Below are 16,595 nucleotides of genomic sequence, written 5' to 3' on the forward strand. Positions count from 1 at the left end.
AGTATTATTATAATTCTCTAATCCAAATATTGCGATAGCTGATTGGCTCGCTTGGATCACCGTGTGCTTGCAATTTGATAGGTGCTGCACCATGTTGTTGATAAGACGGTGCGCCGATGTATAAAGTTGGACCTTTTAGTATCGTGTTATTTTGCACCAATACGCCGTTGAACAAAACGGTTACTTTAGCAGGCGTTTGTAAAGAGCCATCACTGTTAAATTCAGGTGCTGACCACATCACATCGTAGCTTTGCCACTCGCCTGGCTTTCTAGCCGGATTAGCTAACGGTACAAACTGTTTGTAAATACTGCCGGCCATACCGTTTACATAAGTTTTATTGTTGTATGAATCAAGCACCTGCAACTCATACCCTGCATCGCCTTTACCTATTGATGCTAAAAAGATACCACTGTTACCTCTGCCCTGGCCTGTGCCGCTTATGTTAGCAGGTATACGCCATTCAATGTGCAACTGATAATTTTTAAAAGACCGCTTGGTTTCGATGTTTCCAGCGCTTTTTTTAACAGTTAATATTCCTCCAGAAACTGTCCATTCTGCTGGTTTGTTTCTATCTTCAGTAGTTACCCATTCATTCAGGTTTTTACCATCAAATAATACGATGGCGTCTGAAGGCGCATCTAAGGTTGATTTACCTGGCGCTACCACTTTAGGAATTGGATCCCAAACTTCAGTGTCTTCTGGTTTGGCTTTTTGCTGTGCGTTAGCCATATAAAAAGAGCTTACTAAAAGGCCAGTAGTAATTAATTTAAAGTTGATATGCATTTTCATACGTGTAATACGTTTTTCATGTAATTTAAGCTTTTGCCTATGCTAACATATGGATCGATGTTAGTAAAATTCTCCTGTTCCATAATAAAATGCTGAACGCCTGATTGTTTAGCTTTGGCTACTATGGTTTTATAATCGATAGAACCTGTTCCTACTTCAGTATTTAGTTCTCGTTTAGTTTTATTCATATCCTTCACATGTACCATTGCAAAACGCCCCGGATGTTGGTTAAATAAAGTAACCGGATCTTTTCCTGCCCGTACTACCCAATACAAATCCAGTTCAAAATTTAATAACTTAGGATCTCCTTCCTTTAGAAGTACATCATAGAATGTAGTACCATCCACTGTTTCAAATTCGAAGTTATGATTATGATAAGCTGTTTTTAAACCAGCTTCCTTACACACTTCAGCAGTTTTATTTATTTTTTCGGCCAGCCGTTTTAAATCATCGGCTGTTTTACGAAACCTTTGATCAACATAAGGAATGGTAAAATAAGTTTGCCCTAATGCATTAGCAGCTTCAATACCTAATTTTACCTGATCATATTTATCATCAGCTAAAACCGAATCCATACCGTAGTGTCCGCTCGGTGTGGTTAAACCATGAGAAGTTAATAAAGCATTAAATTCTGGCAGCTTTAGTCCCCAGTAGCCGTTATCTTTTGAATAACCAAAGGTCTCAACCTCACCGTATCCTGCAGCAGCTACTTTGGCTATTGTACCTTTTACATCTTTAGGCAGTTGCTCACGCAATGTGAATAATTGTAATCCAGTTTTGCTGGCGCCCTTTGCACTTAAAATATTCGGTGCTAATAAAGCAGCTGCCGAGAGCATTCCGGCCTGTGTCAAGAACGTTCTTCTGGTAGTCATAACGTTTATTTATAATTTAGTTTCTCGATTCATCAAACATCACAAATGTGTATAGCATTTTGCAATGACGCAAGCTTATCGGTATACTTTGGAATAAATTCCTGAGCTACATAACCATCAAACTTAGTTGCTACTATTGACCGCATAATAGCTGGATAGTTTAATTCCTGCGTTTCATCTATTTCATTACGTCCGGGTACTCCGGCTGTGTGATAATGGGCTATATAATTATGATATTCAGTGATGTTATGAATAACGTCACCCTCATCTACCTGCATGTGATAGATATCGTACAGCAATTTAAAATTTTCAGATCCCACGCGCTTGGCAAGTTCAACACCCCACCAGGTACGGTCGCATTGGTAATCTTTATGATTAATTTTGCTGTTCAACAACTCCATAACCAACACTACCTTATGTTTTTCAGCTAACGGCATCAGCTGCTTTAAACCGGCAGCGCAGTTGTTCCAGCCAGTTTCATCGTCCATTCCGCGGCGACTACCACTAAAACAAATCAGGTTTTTATACCCGGCTTTAGCAACTAATGGTATCATCTCCGAATAGCTTTTGACAAGTGTATCATGGAAGCGTTTGTCATTAAAGCCGTCTGTCAAATTTATTTCCGCACCATTACACATGGGCGAATCTAAATCATACTTTTTAAGCGTTGGCCAATCTTTTGGTCCAACCAAATCTATGCCTTTTATACCTATCCGCTTTGCAGCACGGCATAAATCATCAAGCGATAAATCATTGTAACACCACCGGCAAACTGAATGGTTGATGTTACCTTTTAACTTTTCGGTACTTTGTTCCATTGCCAAGCTGCTAACGGGCGCCACAATACTTGATGCGGTTAGCGCTGCGGTGCCAGCCAGCATACTTTTGATAGCCTTTCTTCTATTGTGCGATGCCATGAAATTATACTTCTACTAAAACATTATCAGCTCCCGTAGCATCCAAACCCTCTTTAGATTCCACATGATTACGATCACGGAAAAGCACTAAAAATGCCAGAAGCACCACCGCTGCAATACCAGCCGGAATGAGCCAGATGGTTTTCCAGTCGTGAATATCTGCACCTGTTTTCCAGTTATTCACAATAGGGCCGGAAATATAAGAACCAATCAGCATCCCAACTCCATAAGTGGCTAATGTGATAAAACCCTGAGCAGCACTTTTAAAACGTTCGCCAGCCAAGTTGTCTGTATAGATCTGCCCGGTTACAAAGAAAAAGTCATAACAGATACCGTGCATTACAATGCCGGCAATCAACATCCAATAATTGGCTCCGGTATCGCCGTAAGCAAAAAACACATAACGCAATACCCAAGCCAGCATACCAAATGCCAGCATTTTTTTTACACCTAACCGAACAAAAAACAACGGCATTAACGCCATGAATAACAATTCGGAAATCTGCCCCCATGATTGCTTTCCGGCAGCAGCATTTACCCCTACCTCATTTAAAAACGGATTGGTAAAGTTGTAATAAAATGCAAGCGGCACACATATGGCAACAGAGGCAAGGAAAAATACCAGATAAGATTTATTTTTTAATAACCCAATAGACTCTAATCCAACGATGTCACCAAAAGTTGTTTTTTGACCTTTTTTTATCGGTGGCGTATTAGGCAAAGCAAAGCTCAACAAGCCTAATATTAACGACGCAACCGAAGCCATTTTGAAAGTCAAAATCAGACTGCCGGTTTTTTCCCATCCCAGCCAGCCAATTAATGAACCAGCTACTATCCATCCCAACGTACCTAAAACACGAATTGGCGGAAACTCTTTACTTGGATTAGTCATCTGCTTAAACGCAACTGAGTTTACCAAAGCAAGCGTAGGCATATAAATAATCATATAAAGCAGGATGTTTGGGTAAAAGCCATCAAAATCCGTCAGCGTAGTAGCATACCATAATGATGCTGCTCCAACAAGGTGCAGTACACCCAATATTTTTTGCGCAGCGAAATACTTATCGGCAATAAGTCCGATGATGAATGGAGCCAAAATAGCACCTAAAGACTGGGTGGCATAAGCTACCCCGTTTTGCACATCCGTAGCATGCAATGTTTTAGTCAGATAGGTACCTAATGTTACAAACCATGCGCCCCAGATAAAAAATTCCAGGAACATCATGGCCGATAGTTTAATTCGCGTTGCAAGTGTCATGGCAGTAACAATGAGTTTGTAAAAATTACTTAAGTGTCAAAATATATTTAGCCATTTCTTTAGCATCGTTCAACTCCAAGCCCGGGTGTGCGGTCATAGGCACATCGCCCCAGTTACCTGCACCACCCTTAATAATTTTGTTGGCCAGCATGTCAATATCTTTGTCTGAATACTTTTTAGCTACATCTGCGTAAGCCGGACCAATTAGCTTTTCTTTTTCTTTGTGGCAGGTTAAGCAATCTGAATTGGCAATAAGCTGCGCACCTTTTGACGATGACGACACGCCACCAGTTTTTTCGGCACCAGTATTTCCAACAGTAGTGTCGTTCTCTGCGTCAGACTGATGGGTTGCAGCGCTTTGGTGCGTAGCATCTGTGCTGTCGCCGCTTACTTTGTCACTACTAGAGCCGCCGCAGGCTGCTAAAAAAGATGCTACAGTAAGTATCAGAAATGTTTTTTTCATGAGTTTTGTAAATGTTATAAACCTAATATTTTTTTATTTAAAGAAGCATCAATTCCTGATGCAGCAAAATCGTCAAACACTTTGTCGGTAACCCGAATGATATGATTTTTAATAAATTCAGCACCTTCACGAGCACCATCTTCCGGATGTTTTAAAGCACACTCCCACTCTAACACTGCCCAACCCGGAAAATCATACTGCGCCATTTTGCTAAATATCGATTTAAAATCGACCTGCCCATCGCCTAAGGAACGGAAGCGCCCTGCACGATCTACCCAGTTTTGGTACCCACCATAAACGCCTTGTCGTCCGCTAGGATTAAACTCAGCATCCTTAACGTGGAACATTTTAATGCGCTCGTGATAAATGTCAATATACTCCAAATAATCCAGGCATTGCAATATAAAGTGTGATGGATCATAAAGCAAACAAGCGCGAGGATGATTGTTCACTTTCTCGAGAAACATCTCGTAAGTAATACCATCGTGCAAATCTTCGCCCGCATGTATTTCATAGCAAAGATCGATGCCACATTCATCAAAAGTATTGAGGATGGGCGTCCAACGCTTTGCCAATTCGGTAAAAGCATCATCAACCAAACCGGCCGGGCGTTGTGGCCACGGGTAAACCATTGGCCAAACAAAAGCGCCACTAAATGTAGCGTGGGCATTTAACCCTAGGTTTTGCGATGCCTTAGCTGCAAATTTCAACTGATTAATAGCCCATTCTGTACGTGCCGAAGGGTTGTTACGATATTCTGCTGGTGCAAAGCCGTCAAACAGCTCATTATAAACGGGGTTAACGGCAACCAATTGTCCTTGCAAATGCGTAGACAGCTCGGTTATTTCCAAACCGCTTTCGTTAACAATGCCCTTAATTTCGTCGGCATAGTCTTTACTTTCAGCAGCTTTTTGCAGATTAATAAAGCGAGGATCGGTTGTAGGTATCTGTATGCCTTTAAAACCTAAACCGGCCGCCCACTGACATATAGACTGCAAGCTATTAAACGGCGCTTTGTCGCCGATGAATTGTGCTAAAAACAGGGCTGGTCCTTTAATAGTTACCATATTTGTATTAAATGTTAAAGGTTGTCCACTTTTGTTCAGATTTGCCTGATGCGATTACATTTTCAATGAAGGCCATACCACGTACGCCTTCTTCAACACCAGGATAATCCAGCCATTCGGGTTCTGCTTGCTTCCCTTCCAAATCGGCTTTGACCGACAGGGCAAAGTTGCGATACAGGTTAGCGAATGCCTCTAAATAGCCTTCGGGATGACCGGCAGGTGTACGGGTATTGTGTGACGCGAACGAACTGGTGTAGCCGCCGCCAGTACGCCAAATTTCTACAGGCTTGTCTAGCAATTTCACCTGTAGCGTATTAGCATCTACCTGCTGCCACTCAAGTCCGCCTTTATCACCATACACTCTTATTTTCACGTTGTTTTCTTCGCCTGCAGCTACTTGCGTAGCTATCAACACACCACTGGCACCGTTATCAAATTTAAGTAATACTGCACCATCGTCATCTAACTGGCGACCCTCTACCACGATATTGATATCGGCGCACAGCTTGCTAACTTGTAAACCGGTTACATATTCGGCCAAGTTAAAAGCATGCGTACCTATATCGCCCATAGCACCGGCTATGCCGCTTTTACCAGGATCTGTACGCCATGCAGCCTGTTTATTGTCATTACCCTCTAAAAAGGTACTTAACCAGCCTTGCGGATACTCAACATATACCTTGCGTATTGGGCCCAACTTACCTGACTGAACTATTTGCCTGGCCTCTTTCACCATTGGATAACCGGTGTAAGTATGTGTCAGGCAAAAACGCTTGCCAGATGCTTGAACTATTTGTTCCAATTCCTTTGCCTCAGCCAATGAAAATGTCATGGGCTTATCCAATACCACATGAAAACCATTTTGCAAAGCAAGCTTGGTAGGCTCAAAATGCACATGGTTAGGCGTTACAATACTGATAACCTGTACACGCTCATCTTCAGGCAATTGCTTTTCTTTTTCTACCAGTTCCTGATACGATGTATAAATACGGCTGCGCTGTAACCCAAGTGCCAATCCACTATTGATTGACTTTTGGGGTTCGCTGCTAAAAGCGCCGCAAACCAATTCATACTCGTTATCAATGCGGGCGGCAATGCGGTGGACAGCGCCTATAAATGCACCCTGCCCACCGCCTATCATTCCTAACTTAAGCTTCATTAATAATATAACTTTTATTAAGACAAGGCCCAAGCCCTATCGCCTTTTTTGTATGGAACGTTTCCGTCATAATGACCTGGAATTTCCAAATAACGTAAAGCTTTTGTAGCACCTACTTCAGATGTAAAATAACCAAGTAAGGTTAACTCTTTCAACATTCTAAAATAGTGGTTAGGTGCTTCAGGCTTTTTAGTTTTGTTGTATTCTCTTTGTTCTTTGTCTAATTCGTTTAACAAAGCGGTTCGCTGCTTTGCATCAGCTTCCATAAACTTTTTACCGAATTTTTTGTCGGACGCATCGTTCAATTGCGATAAGCCTTTGTTGAACACTTTCTGATCATCGGGTGTGTAACAATCACGCACCATCACAGCCATAAACTGACCTACATTAGCCGCCTTGGCGCCAGGTGTAGATGTTTCAGGTAGTATGGTTTCGCCAATTTCATTCATGTATGCAACATGCTCGGCGTCAAACAAGTCTTCGGTCTGCTTTTCTGTTGGCTTACATCCCGACAGAAAGAACTCGGCACCAATTACAGTACCACCCATCAACAGGGCTACTCTTTCTATGGCTTCTCTCCTGTTCATTCTTGAGTTAAGTTATGATTAATGAGATATTTTAAAATTAAACAGCAAACTATGCTTTTAACGCCCAACCTTGACGGTACTCGCGTTTCACAAATTGGTTTACTTCATCAAAGTTAGTTATGCGCATGGCGTTGTTATCCCATAGCAATTTTACGCTACGGCCTGGGTAAGTAAATCCTCTGCCGTCGGCTGTCGGTTTACGGACATCATACCCGCGGATGGCCAAGTTAGCCATTAAAAGCGCTTCAGTCAATGGACCAGCTTTCTCGAACGGTGAACTTACCTGTTGTTTGCCATAACCGGCTAAACATGCTTCTACCCACTGCGTATAGTGCCCGTTGGTGCTACCTTTTACGCGAGGCAAAGTTTGTTTTACCTTAACTTCATTAGTGCGGGATGTAGGTAACAATTGGGGATTATTAGCATAGGTACTTGATATCATTTTACCTTTGGTACCGATAAACAATGTACCGTTGCCGCCGTCACCAAAAATTTCATTTGGTCCTAGTTCTTCCGGACGCTCAGGCTGTATACCACCATCCATCCAGTGAACAGTAACATCTTGCTTAGTTTTTTTAGTTTTAGGGAAGGTTAAGGTAATGTGGCTTGATGGCGGACAACTTTCCGGAAAATATCCGCGTTTAAATTCATCCACAAAAACGCTTCCTACACTGGCCTGCACATCTTTAGCATACTGTAAATCGAGCACGCTAAATGCAGATTCAAGCAAATGGCATCCCATATCGCCTAATGCACCGGTTCCGTAATCCCACCAGCCACGCCAGTTAAATGGAACTAACTTTTCTACATAGTCTTTATAAGGTGCAGTACCCAACCATAAATCCCAGTCTAAATCTTTTGGCACGTCAGCCTTATTGGTTGACCATGGAATACCTTGTGGCCATACCGGACGGTCGGTCCAGCAATATACGGTATGCACGTCACCAATTGTGCCTGCATCGTACCATTCCATTAGCTGTCTAACACCATCATTTGATGCGCCCTGATTACCCATTTGGGTAACTACTTTATACTTTTTGGCGGCGTCTGTTAATAAACGAGCCTCGTATATATCATGGGTTAACGGTTTTTGTACATACACGTGTTTGCCCATTTGCATGGCCGCTAAGGTTATAATAGCATGGTTATGATCGGGGGTTGAAACTGTAACACCGTCTATATGTTTGCCTTCTTTATCCAGCAACTGGCGCCAGTCTTTATAATACTTTGCTTTTGGAAAGCTTTTAACCGAATTTGCAGCCCTGCGGTCGTCAACATCGCACAGGTAGGCGATCTCGGCTTTGCCGCTTTTATATACTTCGGCAAGGTCGGTTTGACCTTTACCGCCTGCGCCTATACCGGCTACAATTAATTTATCACTTGGTGCTGTGTAGCCTTTGCCGCCTAGTACGTACCGGGGAACAATCATAAAACCAGCCGCAGCAAGCGAACCAGATTTAATGAAGCTACGTCTTGAAGTATTTGTTTTTTGCTCTGTCATTGATTTAGAAGGTTTAAGCAATTTAAATATTCATTTTTTTAAGTTCACTTACTGCGTAATCTGCTGCACGTGCGGTAAGCGCCATATAAGTTAGCGAAGGATTTTGGCAGGCTGTAGATGTCATACAAGCACCATCGGTGACAAACACGTTTTTAGCATCCCAAACCTGATTATGCTCATTCAGTACAGATGTTTTTGGATCGCGCCCCATACGTGCGGTGCCCATCTCATGAATTCCGCCACCCAGATTGTAATCACTGTTGAAAGTTTTTACATCTTTCAATCCGGCTGTCTCAAGCATTTCTTTGGCGTCGTTAATCATATCAACGCGCATTTTAAGCTCGTTGTCTTTAATCACTGCATCCATCACCAGCACCGGCAATCCCCATTTATCTTTTTTAGTTTTGTCTAAACTAATGTGGTTTTCGTGGTAAGGTAAGGTTTCACCAAAACCGCCTAAGCTCATAGTCCAATGACCTGGTTCGCTCAACTCGTCTTTGAAATCTGCTCCTATACTCATTTCTTCAGCAGCACGGCTCCAAGTTTCGCGACCTGCACGGCCTTGATAGCCAAAACCGCGGATGTAGTCGCGCTTTTCATCGCCAAGGTTGCGGTAACGTGGTACATAAATACCATTAGCACGACGGCCAAAGTAATATTTATCTTCATAACCTTCTACAGTACCTGTGGCACCAGCTCTGAAATGGTGATCCATCACGTTATGCCCTAATTCGCCACTGCTGCTACCTAACCCACCCGGCCAAATATCAGTTGCCGAGTTCATTAATATCCAGGCAGAATTTAAAGCTGATGCATTTATAAAGATCACCTTTGCATAATACTCGTATGTTTTATTGGTTTCGGCATCCAAAACCTCCACTCCTTTAGCCTTTTTAGTGTCTTTATCATACAGCACTCGTGTAACAATACTAAAAGGACGTAATGTTAAATTACCTGTTTTTGTAGCTGCTGGTAACGTTGCCGATTGCGTGCTGAAATAAGCACCAAACATACAACCGAGCCAGCACTTATTACGATACTGGCAATTGGTACGCCCTTCATGCGGAACGGTGATATTGGCAGTACGCCCGATAATCATGTGCCGTTCGTTTTTGTAGTGAGCTTTGATACGGGCTGCTACATCTTTTTCAACAACGTTCATTTCCATCGGCGGCATAAACTCGCCGTCCGGCAAAATAGGCACGCCGTCGCGATTGCCGGAAATGCCCGCAAACTTTTCAACGTAACTATACCAAGGCGCTATGTCTTTATAACGTATCGGCCAATCGACAGCTATGCCGTCTTTAGCATTCGCTTCAAAGTCGGTATCATGCCAACGGTAAGATTGTCGTCCCCACAAGAGCGATCGGCCGCCTACCTGGTAGCTTCTAAACCAATCGAATGGTTTAGCCTCTACATAAGGACTGTCCTTTTCGTTAACCCAATAGTTAACATTAGCTTCATTTAATACGTAATCACGTTTTAGTACCGGATGATCTTTGATCATTTGCTGTGTGCGGTTGCCCCGGTGTTCAAGCTGCCAAGGTGCTTTGCTGGCGTTAACGTAATCTTTAACGTGTTCAACATTGCGTCCACGTTCAAGTAAAAGCGTTTTTAAGCCTTTTTCCGTTAGCTCTTTAGCTGCCCATCCCCCCGATATGCCTGACCCCACTACAATAGCATCGTAAGTATTGCTGGCCATATGTGTGTTTAATAAATATTTAAGGTAAGAGTTTTATTTGGTTGATAAATGGTTTTAGCGCCTCCAATGTAGGTATTTTTTTATCTAATGCAACAAGCTCTTAGTGTTTTTTTTACGTTATGCGTTAAAAGTGCTCCTTACGTGCTTTTTAACGGCTGTGTAAAATATTATTAATTATTAGTTTAATAAGATCAATTGGCTATTCGATTATATTCGATTTATATCTAAACGAACGGAAAGTTGAATTTCGTTTATTTTTGGTTGAAATTTATTATAAAACAGCTTAATTATTTTTATCAAACTTACAGTCTTTGAGGCCGGCAATTTTAAATTACAATAAGCCTTCGCGCTCAACAAAAGCTTGAATGCTATCTGGCGCAGTCATTAAAAAAGTGTTAATACCTAAAGTTTGGGCAGCGGCCAAGTGTTGCGGGCTGTCATCGATAAACAAAGTTTCGTGAGGATTTAATTCATTTTCCTTCAATACCTGTTCGAAAATTGCCAATTCGGGCTTGCGCTTTCCTATAAAATGAGAGTAATACAATTTCTCGAATAAGTGGTCATTGTTATCTAAACCAAATTCAGATTTAAGATACTTCATGATGAAGCTGTAATGAATTTCGTTGATGTTGCTTAATAAAAAGGTACGGTATTTTGCTTTCAGCTGTAGCAGCAAATCGTGCGTACCTTCGGAAATACCGACCAAAATGCTATTCCAAGCTTCGTCTATTCTTTCATCAGGTAGTTGCCAATCCCCCGCTTTTTCGCGTATACGATCTCTAAAGTCAGCTGCTGAAATTTGTCCACGGTCAAATAAATCAAAAATTGGATCTTGCTGCCTGTGCCCAAAAAACTCTTCTACTTTACTGATACCCAAGCTCCTGAAAGATTGTTGAACTTTAGTAAAGTCGATTTTGAAGATAACGTTACCATAATCGAAGATGATATTTTTGATATTTTGCATATTGTATTTGGCGATTTGCCGTAAATATCTAAATTTGCAGCCGGAAAGCAATCCACAATATGACCTGCGCCTATAGCTCAGTCGGTTAGAGTAGAAGACTCATAATCTTTTGGTCCCTGGTTCGAGCCCAGGTGGGCGCACCCAAGTGGGCAAGGCTGATCTATCAGTGCTTGCCCTTCTTTTTTTACTACCTAAAGCACTGGAAATCAGACTTATCTTTTCAACTACTTCGTTCAATATTGTGGTTCGATGTACATCACCGTCAAAACTCAACTTTTCAGGATACATCGAATCAATGATTGCCCTTTTTCGTTCATTATCAGCATTTTGAAACCATACACTAATATTTGCCATTATCCCAACTGCTTTGCTAAGTAGTTCTTCGATCTTAACCGGGTTACTTGCATAATTAGATAGCTTTGCCTCAAGTCTATTAAGTTCTACTTCACATTCTTTTTTAATTATAGTATAATCGTCCGTATCGATCTTTAAGTTTAGCATCAGTTCGCGCGCTTTCCTGAGCCGGTCGTTTTGATTATCAATTTGCTCAAGACACTTTTCCGGTCGTCTTTAAACCCGCTGGTCTCATTGTTATAGTGATCTAACAACACTAATGCGCATAATTCTTGCAGTGCCGGGAATTCGTAGAATTAGCCAAAACGAATTCATTAAAAAGCATTTTACTTAATCGTTTTTAAAATTGATTTAGATACAAACCATCCTGCATCCAGCCTACCGCCAGTATAGCTGAATAAAATAGATAACTAATATTTTCGCCCTTGCTACCAAGTCGTAGGGAACCGTCCCAGGAGCTTAGATAATTGTTGATATCAGCATGCAGATTAATTTTCTTTTCCTGCATCAGCTTCCGTACGGCAATTATATCAGAATAGAGAGCCTGGGCCGTAATTAATCGCGAGTGGTTGGAAAGCAAGGCTGATTGGTACTAGCTCGTTGCCCCTGTTGAGCTGGTTGCAACACGAGGGTCGACCCCGTATTGCGGTGGCACTCCTAGGTGATCGCGGAGAGTCTTTCCGTTGTAGCCGCTAGAGAATAGGCCACGTTTGCGTAAAATTGGAATAACATAATGAACGAATTCTTCAATCTCCGTATGAAAGTCGTCAAAATTCATTACGAATCCGTCAGCTGCCTCGGCTTCAAACAATTCCTGGAGGTGGTCGGCCACCTGCTCGGCGGTGAATCCAGTGAAGGGGGCGAATACAATGAATTTAATTTCCTCTGGATCCCGGCCCGCCTGTACTGCGGCCTCTCGGACAGTGTGGCGAATAGCTCGGTTTTGTTCTATGTGGGATGGCATTCCGATTACAAGGTTGGCGTACATGCCGGCCGCTTGTATTCCGTAGCCGCTACTTACGGGCATCATGATAACTGGTTGTACCTGCTCGGAAGGTGGTACGGGAAGAGGGCCGCGTGCTCCCACGTGCTTCCCTTGCAGGTTGACAGGTTGGATATGTGCTGGGTTAGCAAACATTCCGGACTGGTTGGGCTGCCCCGCCTCGTAGCCCCAGCTTCCCCAGAGCGCCTGTACGACATGTATTACTTCGTGGAGACGCTCGTACTTTTTCTCTCGGGGCGGTAGTACTTTCCCAAAATTAGCGAATGCCTCAGGTTCGTAGCTTGGGACAGCGTTCCATCCCGCGCGTCCATGACTGATAATATCGAGCGCCTTAAGCTGACGAGCTAGCAGATACGGCTCCGTGAATGAGGTGGACGCAGTGCCAATTAGTCCAATCCGTTCAGTCGCCTGCGCCACTGCCGAGAGAGTAATGATTGGGTCTATATTGAACATGGGTGGTGAAAAGGCCAAGTTTCCATGCATGAAGAGGCGGTCGGGCAGGAAGACAAAATCCATCCCACCTCTTTCCGCGGTCTGAACCTGTTTCACCGTGGCATCAATGCTTGTAAAGGAATTCGGGTCTACGTTTGGCATCCGCCAAGTAGCGGGGTTATCACCAAAATTGTTCCCCAGAACTACACCCAGGATCATGTGCTTGTTTTTCGTTGTCATCTTATACGTTAATGAGATATTGCTAAAAAGCAGATTTTTTTTGAGAGCTTTACCCAAGCTTTAGACACAGCCTAATTTAGATTCCGGTACTCATTGGGCGTTAACCCGGTCCGCTGTTTTAACAATCTAGTAAAATGTTGCTGGTACTTGAATCCCAACTCACTTGATACATCGTTGATAGTATTTGAAGTGTCGAAAATCCGTGTTTTTGCCTCGTCAATTAATTTATTATGTATATAATCCAAAGCTGTGCTCCCGGTTTCCTTTTTGACCAGATCACCAAAATAATTCGGAGATAAATGTAGTTGATCTGCACACCAAGTTACACTAGGCAAACCTGAAGTGCGTCCTTTGCCTGAATTGAAATAATCTGTTAAAATTTGTTCAAACCTTGTAAGAACATCTTTATTGACATTGCTTCTGGTGATAAACTGCCGGTCATAATAACGCATGCAGTAATTCATTAATAGTTCAATGTTCGATGCAATAAGGGTTTTACTATGCTTATCTATATTTTGCTCAATTTCTTCACCAATTTTTTTGAATAGGTCTATAATTGTTCGTCTTTCTTTCTTAGATAAATGAAGAGCTTCATTGACTTCATAAGAAAAGAAATTGTAATCCTTTATCGTTTTCCCAAGGGTAGTTCCTCTAATCAAATCAGGATGGAAAGTCAGGGAATAGCCCGTTGGAATAATCGGAATGCCACCACTGTCAGAAGCATATATTTGTCCAGGTGCAATAAAAACTAAGGTTCCATCTTCATAATCGTAAGGCTGGCATCCATAGGTCAGGTCGCCGCACTTGATGTCTTTAAGAAAAATGGCATAAATCCCGAACTGTGCTTTCATATTCACCACCGTCGGAACTTCATTAAATTTCACTATGCTAACCAACGGATGCATTGTGTCTGCGTTCATCAAGTCATTATATTGTTTTACCGTGTCAATTCTTTCCATTGCTCTATATCCAAATCTGAATACCACAAAATTAGTGCGCTGAAAGATCTATTTCACCTAAGGCTAGTTAAATCAGTAAAACTGGTAAAAAGATCAGTATTCTGTATAAATCTCATCCCGGATATGCTGCCGAAATTTGCATCATAAATTGAACAGTGATGTCATGGTAGATAGAGGAACCAGATGTCATTTTTAAATGCAATAAAGAATAATATGGAAATGAATAATACTAAGGCGTACGGCACTGTGGCTGCCGAAGCACCTTTAAACCAATTAACCATTGTTCGAAGGAAACCAACGCCACATGATGTCGAAATAGAGATCCTGTTTTGTGGGGTTTGCCACTCAGACCTAATTATTGCCAGGAGCGAGTGGGGGCCATCGATGTACCCTTGCGTGCCAGGACACGAAATAGTTGGCAAAGTAAAGAGTGTTGGAGGCCACGTGAGTAAGTTCAAAGTGGGAGATCTGGTCGGTGTTGGATGTCTGGTAGATTCTTGTCGAGAGTGTGAATACTGCAATGAAGGCCTTGAACAATATTGCGTACCAGGGAACACCTTCACTTATAATTCCCAAGATAAATACCTGCCTGGCAATCCAACATTTGGTGGTTATTCAGAGAGCATTGTAGTTGATGAAAACTATGTTCTGCGCATACCTGAGAACATGAATCTAGCAGCAACAGCTCCTCTTCTTTGTGCAGGTATTTCTACCTATTCGCCGCTTCGTCACTGGAACGTAGGGCCAGGCAAAAAAGTGGGCATTGTTGGTATTGGCGGCCTGGGTCACATGGGAATTAAAATTGCTAAAGCAATGGGAGCGCAAGTAGTTGCATTTACTACATCTGAAAGCAAATTTGCTGAAGCAAAGCGTTTAGGCGCTGATGAGGTAGTATTGTCTAAAGATCCAGAACAAATGGCTGCTTACTACGGAAAACTTCACTTTATACTGGATGCAGTATCAGCTGAGCATGACGTAAATGCCTATTTAGCTTTACTTCGTGTAGATGGTACTATGGCAATGGTTGGAGCACCAGCGCAGCCTCTGCCAATCTCCTCGTTCAGTGTTATTATGGGCAGAAAAAGTTTTGCTGGAACTTCTATAGGCGGGATTGCCGAAACTCAGGAAATGTTAGACTTCTGCGGTAAACACAATATCACTGCGGATATTGAAATGATCGACATTCAAAATATTAATGATGCTTATGAACGTCTCCTTAAAGGTGAAGTGAAATATCGCTTTGTTATAGATATGGAGTCGTTGAAAAGCTAGATTAAGCAAGTAAGTCTAATAAATTAACAAAAGCTACCGAGGTAGCTTTTGTTAATTTATTAGACTGAAGACCGCAAAGTGTAGTGGTCTGTTATGATATGGGCAATCACTTCTTGGAGGGAAACAAGTGCGAATAGGAGAACATCAGGATTATGCTCATCCTTCCTTTAGCTTTCGTGATTTAATATTATTTTCTACAGTTAGTCGCGTTAGTTACAAACGCGATCATTAAGCTTACCCAACTCCATATGATTTATCTATAGGCTGATGTGGCAAGCAAAAGGGAGTTGATAGGTTTCATTTATCCACAGAAATTCACTTTTGAAGAATTAGAACATCGAACCGCTCAAACAAGCGATTTATATTCTTTAATCTACTTGACTAACAATGAATTAGCTAAGAAAAAAAGAAGGGCAAGCGACCCTAAAACGCGCTTGCCCAATGTGGCCCCAGAGACTGGGCTGGAACCAAGCTTACCCTCAAAATGTTAATGAAGCCAATCGTCTTAAGTCTTCAATAAAGTGGTTTGAGAAGCACCCAGGTGGGCGCACACCAAGACAGCAAAAACGGCCTCTACGATATCTTAAAGGCCGTTTTCATGTGTCGCAGTTTTCTGCCACACCCCCTCTTCTGACGCAATCAGGGCACTTTTTACAGTGCCAATTCGATCAATGCAGGCAACCGTTACCAAACATTCATTGACAGTAAAAAAGCCGAATATATCAATAACCTGTATTTTTAAATTATTGGCGGCGATTACGCAGCAGGAAAAACGGACCCCTTGGCATGTCAGTCAATGGAAACTTCTTTAGAAACCATGACCGCACCAACACGCAAACCTTGCTGGGCAATAACGGGAATCAGTTGGATTCTACTCTCCGGTCCTCTTATTTATCCGGCACCAAGCGAAAAAATGCAAAATATGACTTATTTTATACTTATAAAGATGATAAAAATTATTTACTGTCTACCACAATCGATGATTTCTAGTTTTATAATTCCGGCAACGCCTTGCAGCCTAACCAGTACTATGAGTGTGATGGGTTACAGCCTTT

At 42.2% G+C, this 16,595-nt stretch carries 16 protein-coding genes and 1 tRNA gene; 3 read left to right on the forward strand and 14 right to left on the reverse strand.

Annotation, left to right across the window (positions count from 1 at the left end; genetic code table 11):
- Positions 1-7 precede the first annotated feature (7 nt).
- The 11 genes from GPM24_RS07505 to GPM24_RS07555 form a co-directional block, all read right to left on the reverse strand.
- Positions 8-790, reverse strand: coding sequence for a 3-keto-disaccharide hydrolase (locus tag GPM24_RS07505; RefSeq protein WP_233268758.1), 783 nt, complete (start codon positions 788-790; stop codon positions 8-10).
- A complete protein-coding gene (locus GPM24_RS07510; RefSeq protein ID WP_158826156.1) occupies positions 787-1,662 on the reverse strand; it encodes a sugar phosphate isomerase/epimerase family protein in 876 nt (291 codons plus the stop codon). The genes GPM24_RS07505 and GPM24_RS07510 overlap by 4 nt, the downstream gene beginning before the upstream one ends.
- A gap of 32 nt (positions 1,663-1,694) precedes the next feature.
- Positions 1,695-2,579 (reverse strand): hydroxypyruvate isomerase family protein, encoded by an 885-nt coding sequence (locus tag GPM24_RS07515; protein ID WP_158826157.1) that lies wholly within the window; start codon positions 2,577-2,579, stop codon positions 1,695-1,697.
- A gap of 4 nt (positions 2,580-2,583) precedes the next feature.
- A complete protein-coding gene (locus GPM24_RS07520; RefSeq protein WP_158826158.1) occupies positions 2,584-3,837 on the reverse strand; it encodes a nucleoside permease in 1,254 nt (417 codons plus the stop codon).
- A 25-nt stretch (positions 3,838-3,862) separates the two neighbouring features.
- The gene (locus GPM24_RS07525; protein ID WP_158826159.1) at positions 3,863-4,300 is read right to left on the reverse strand and encodes a c-type cytochrome; all 438 of its coding nucleotides are present in this window, start codon (positions 4,298-4,300) and stop codon (positions 3,863-3,865) included.
- A gap of 14 nt (positions 4,301-4,314) precedes the next feature.
- Positions 4,315-5,367 (reverse strand): sugar phosphate isomerase/epimerase family protein, encoded by a 1,053-nt coding sequence (locus tag GPM24_RS07530; protein WP_158826160.1) that lies wholly within the window; start codon positions 5,365-5,367, stop codon positions 4,315-4,317.
- Between the two features lie 7 nt (positions 5,368-5,374).
- A complete protein-coding gene (locus GPM24_RS07535; RefSeq protein ID WP_233268759.1) occupies positions 5,375-6,526 on the reverse strand; it encodes a Gfo/Idh/MocA family protein in 1,152 nt (383 codons plus the stop codon).
- A gap of 17 nt (positions 6,527-6,543) precedes the next feature.
- Complete coding sequence (locus GPM24_RS07540) at positions 6,544-7,113, reverse strand: gluconate 2-dehydrogenase subunit 3 family protein (RefSeq protein WP_158826161.1); 570 nt, start codon at positions 7,111-7,113, stop codon at positions 6,544-6,546.
- A gap of 49 nt (positions 7,114-7,162) precedes the next feature.
- On the reverse strand, positions 7,163-8,614 hold the full coding sequence (locus GPM24_RS07545; RefSeq protein ID WP_158826162.1) for a Gfo/Idh/MocA family protein: 1,452 nt from the start codon (positions 8,612-8,614) through the stop codon (positions 7,163-7,165).
- 22 nt (positions 8,615-8,636) lie between these two features.
- Positions 8,637-10,316, reverse strand: a complete 1,680-nt coding sequence (locus tag GPM24_RS07550; RefSeq protein ID WP_158826163.1) for a GMC oxidoreductase — start codon at positions 10,314-10,316, stop codon at positions 8,637-8,639.
- A gap of 331 nt (positions 10,317-10,647) precedes the next feature.
- Entirely contained in the window at positions 10,648-11,280 is a 633-nt protein-coding gene (locus tag GPM24_RS07555) for an HAD family hydrolase (RefSeq protein ID WP_158826164.1), read from the reverse strand.
- A gap of 66 nt (positions 11,281-11,346) precedes the next feature.
- Between GPM24_RS07555 and GPM24_RS07560 the strand changes: the two genes are divergently transcribed.
- Positions 11,347-11,420: transfer RNA gene (locus GPM24_RS07560), tRNA-Ile, on the forward strand.
- A gap of 554 nt (positions 11,421-11,974) precedes the next feature.
- Here GPM24_RS07560 and GPM24_RS07565 read toward each other — a convergent pair.
- From GPM24_RS07565 to GPM24_RS07575, 3 genes are all read right to left on the reverse strand, one after another.
- Entirely contained in the window at positions 11,975-12,142 is a 168-nt protein-coding gene (locus GPM24_RS07565) for a hypothetical protein (RefSeq protein ID WP_158826165.1), read from the reverse strand.
- Positions 12,143-12,226: 84 nt separating this feature from the next.
- Positions 12,227-13,366 carry an LLM class flavin-dependent oxidoreductase gene (locus GPM24_RS07570; protein WP_199269709.1) on the reverse strand — a complete coding sequence of 380 codons (1,140 nt, stop codon included), beginning with the start codon at positions 13,364-13,366 and terminating at the stop codon, positions 12,227-12,229.
- Between the two features lie 14 nt (positions 13,367-13,380).
- The gene (locus tag GPM24_RS07575) at positions 13,381-14,268 is read right to left on the reverse strand and encodes a helix-turn-helix domain-containing protein (RefSeq protein WP_158826166.1); all 888 of its coding nucleotides are present in this window, start codon (positions 14,266-14,268) and stop codon (positions 13,381-13,383) included.
- A 183-nt stretch (positions 14,269-14,451) separates the two neighbouring features.
- Between GPM24_RS07575 and GPM24_RS07580 the strand changes: the two genes are divergently transcribed.
- A complete protein-coding gene (locus GPM24_RS07580) occupies positions 14,452-15,540 on the forward strand; it encodes an NAD(P)-dependent alcohol dehydrogenase (RefSeq protein ID WP_304608909.1) in 1,089 nt (362 codons plus the stop codon).
- Between the two features lie 786 nt (positions 15,541-16,326).
- Entirely contained in the window at positions 16,327-16,530 is a 204-nt protein-coding gene (locus GPM24_RS07585) for a hypothetical protein (RefSeq protein WP_158826167.1), read from the forward strand.
- Positions 16,531-16,595 lie beyond the last annotated feature (65 nt).

Origin of the sequence: Mucilaginibacter lacusdianchii (assembly GCF_009770985.1) — a bacterium.
Lineage (GTDB): Bacteria > Bacteroidota > Bacteroidia > Sphingobacteriales > Sphingobacteriaceae > Mucilaginibacter > Mucilaginibacter lacusdianchii.

What these genes read in the sequence shown, in the direction of transcription:
- GPM24_RS07505 (WP_233268758.1), bottom strand. Translation starts at nt 790, where the DNA reads ATGAAAATGCATATCAACTTTAAATTAATTACTACTGGCCTTTTAGTA.
- GPM24_RS07510 (WP_158826156.1), bottom strand. Translation starts at nt 1,662, where the DNA reads ATGACTACCAGAAGAACGTTCTTGACACAGGCCGGAATGCTCTCGGCA.
- GPM24_RS07515 (WP_158826157.1), bottom strand. Translation starts at nt 2,579, where the DNA reads ATGGCATCGCACAATAGAAGAAAGGCTATCAAAAGTATGCTGGCTGGC.
- GPM24_RS07520 (WP_158826158.1), bottom strand. Translation starts at nt 3,837, where the DNA reads ATGACACTTGCAACGCGAATTAAACTATCGGCCATGATGTTCCTGGAA.
- GPM24_RS07525 (WP_158826159.1), bottom strand. Translation starts at nt 4,300, where the DNA reads ATGAAAAAAACATTTCTGATACTTACTGTAGCATCTTTTTTAGCAGCC.
- GPM24_RS07530 (WP_158826160.1), bottom strand. Translation starts at nt 5,367, where the DNA reads ATGGTAACTATTAAAGGACCAGCCCTGTTTTTAGCACAATTCATCGGC.
- GPM24_RS07535 (WP_233268759.1), bottom strand. Translation starts at nt 6,526, where the DNA reads ATGAAGCTTAAGTTAGGAATGATAGGCGGTGGGCAGGGTGCATTTATA.
- GPM24_RS07540 (WP_158826161.1), bottom strand. Translation starts at nt 7,113, where the DNA reads ATGAACAGGAGAGAAGCCATAGAAAGAGTAGCCCTGTTGATGGGTGGT.
- GPM24_RS07545 (WP_158826162.1), bottom strand. Translation starts at nt 8,614, where the DNA reads ATGACAGAGCAAAAAACAAATACTTCAAGACGTAGCTTCATTAAATCT.
- GPM24_RS07550 (WP_158826163.1), bottom strand. Translation starts at nt 10,316, where the DNA reads ATGGCCAGCAATACTTACGATGCTATTGTAGTGGGGTCAGGCATATCG.
- GPM24_RS07555 (WP_158826164.1), bottom strand. Translation starts at nt 11,280, where the DNA reads ATGCAAAATATCAAAAATATCATCTTCGATTATGGTAACGTTATCTTC.
- GPM24_RS07565 (WP_158826165.1), bottom strand. Translation starts at nt 12,142, where the DNA reads ATGCAGGAAAAGAAAATTAATCTGCATGCTGATATCAACAATTATCTA.
- GPM24_RS07575 (WP_158826166.1), bottom strand. Translation starts at nt 14,268, where the DNA reads ATGGAAAGAATTGACACGGTAAAACAATATAATGACTTGATGAACGCA.
- GPM24_RS07580 (WP_304608909.1), top strand. Translation starts at nt 14,452, where the DNA reads ATGTCATTTTTAAATGCAATAAAGAATAATATGGAAATGAATAATACT.
- GPM24_RS07585 (WP_158826167.1), top strand. Translation starts at nt 16,327, where the DNA reads ATGTCAGTCAATGGAAACTTCTTTAGAAACCATGACCGCACCAACACG.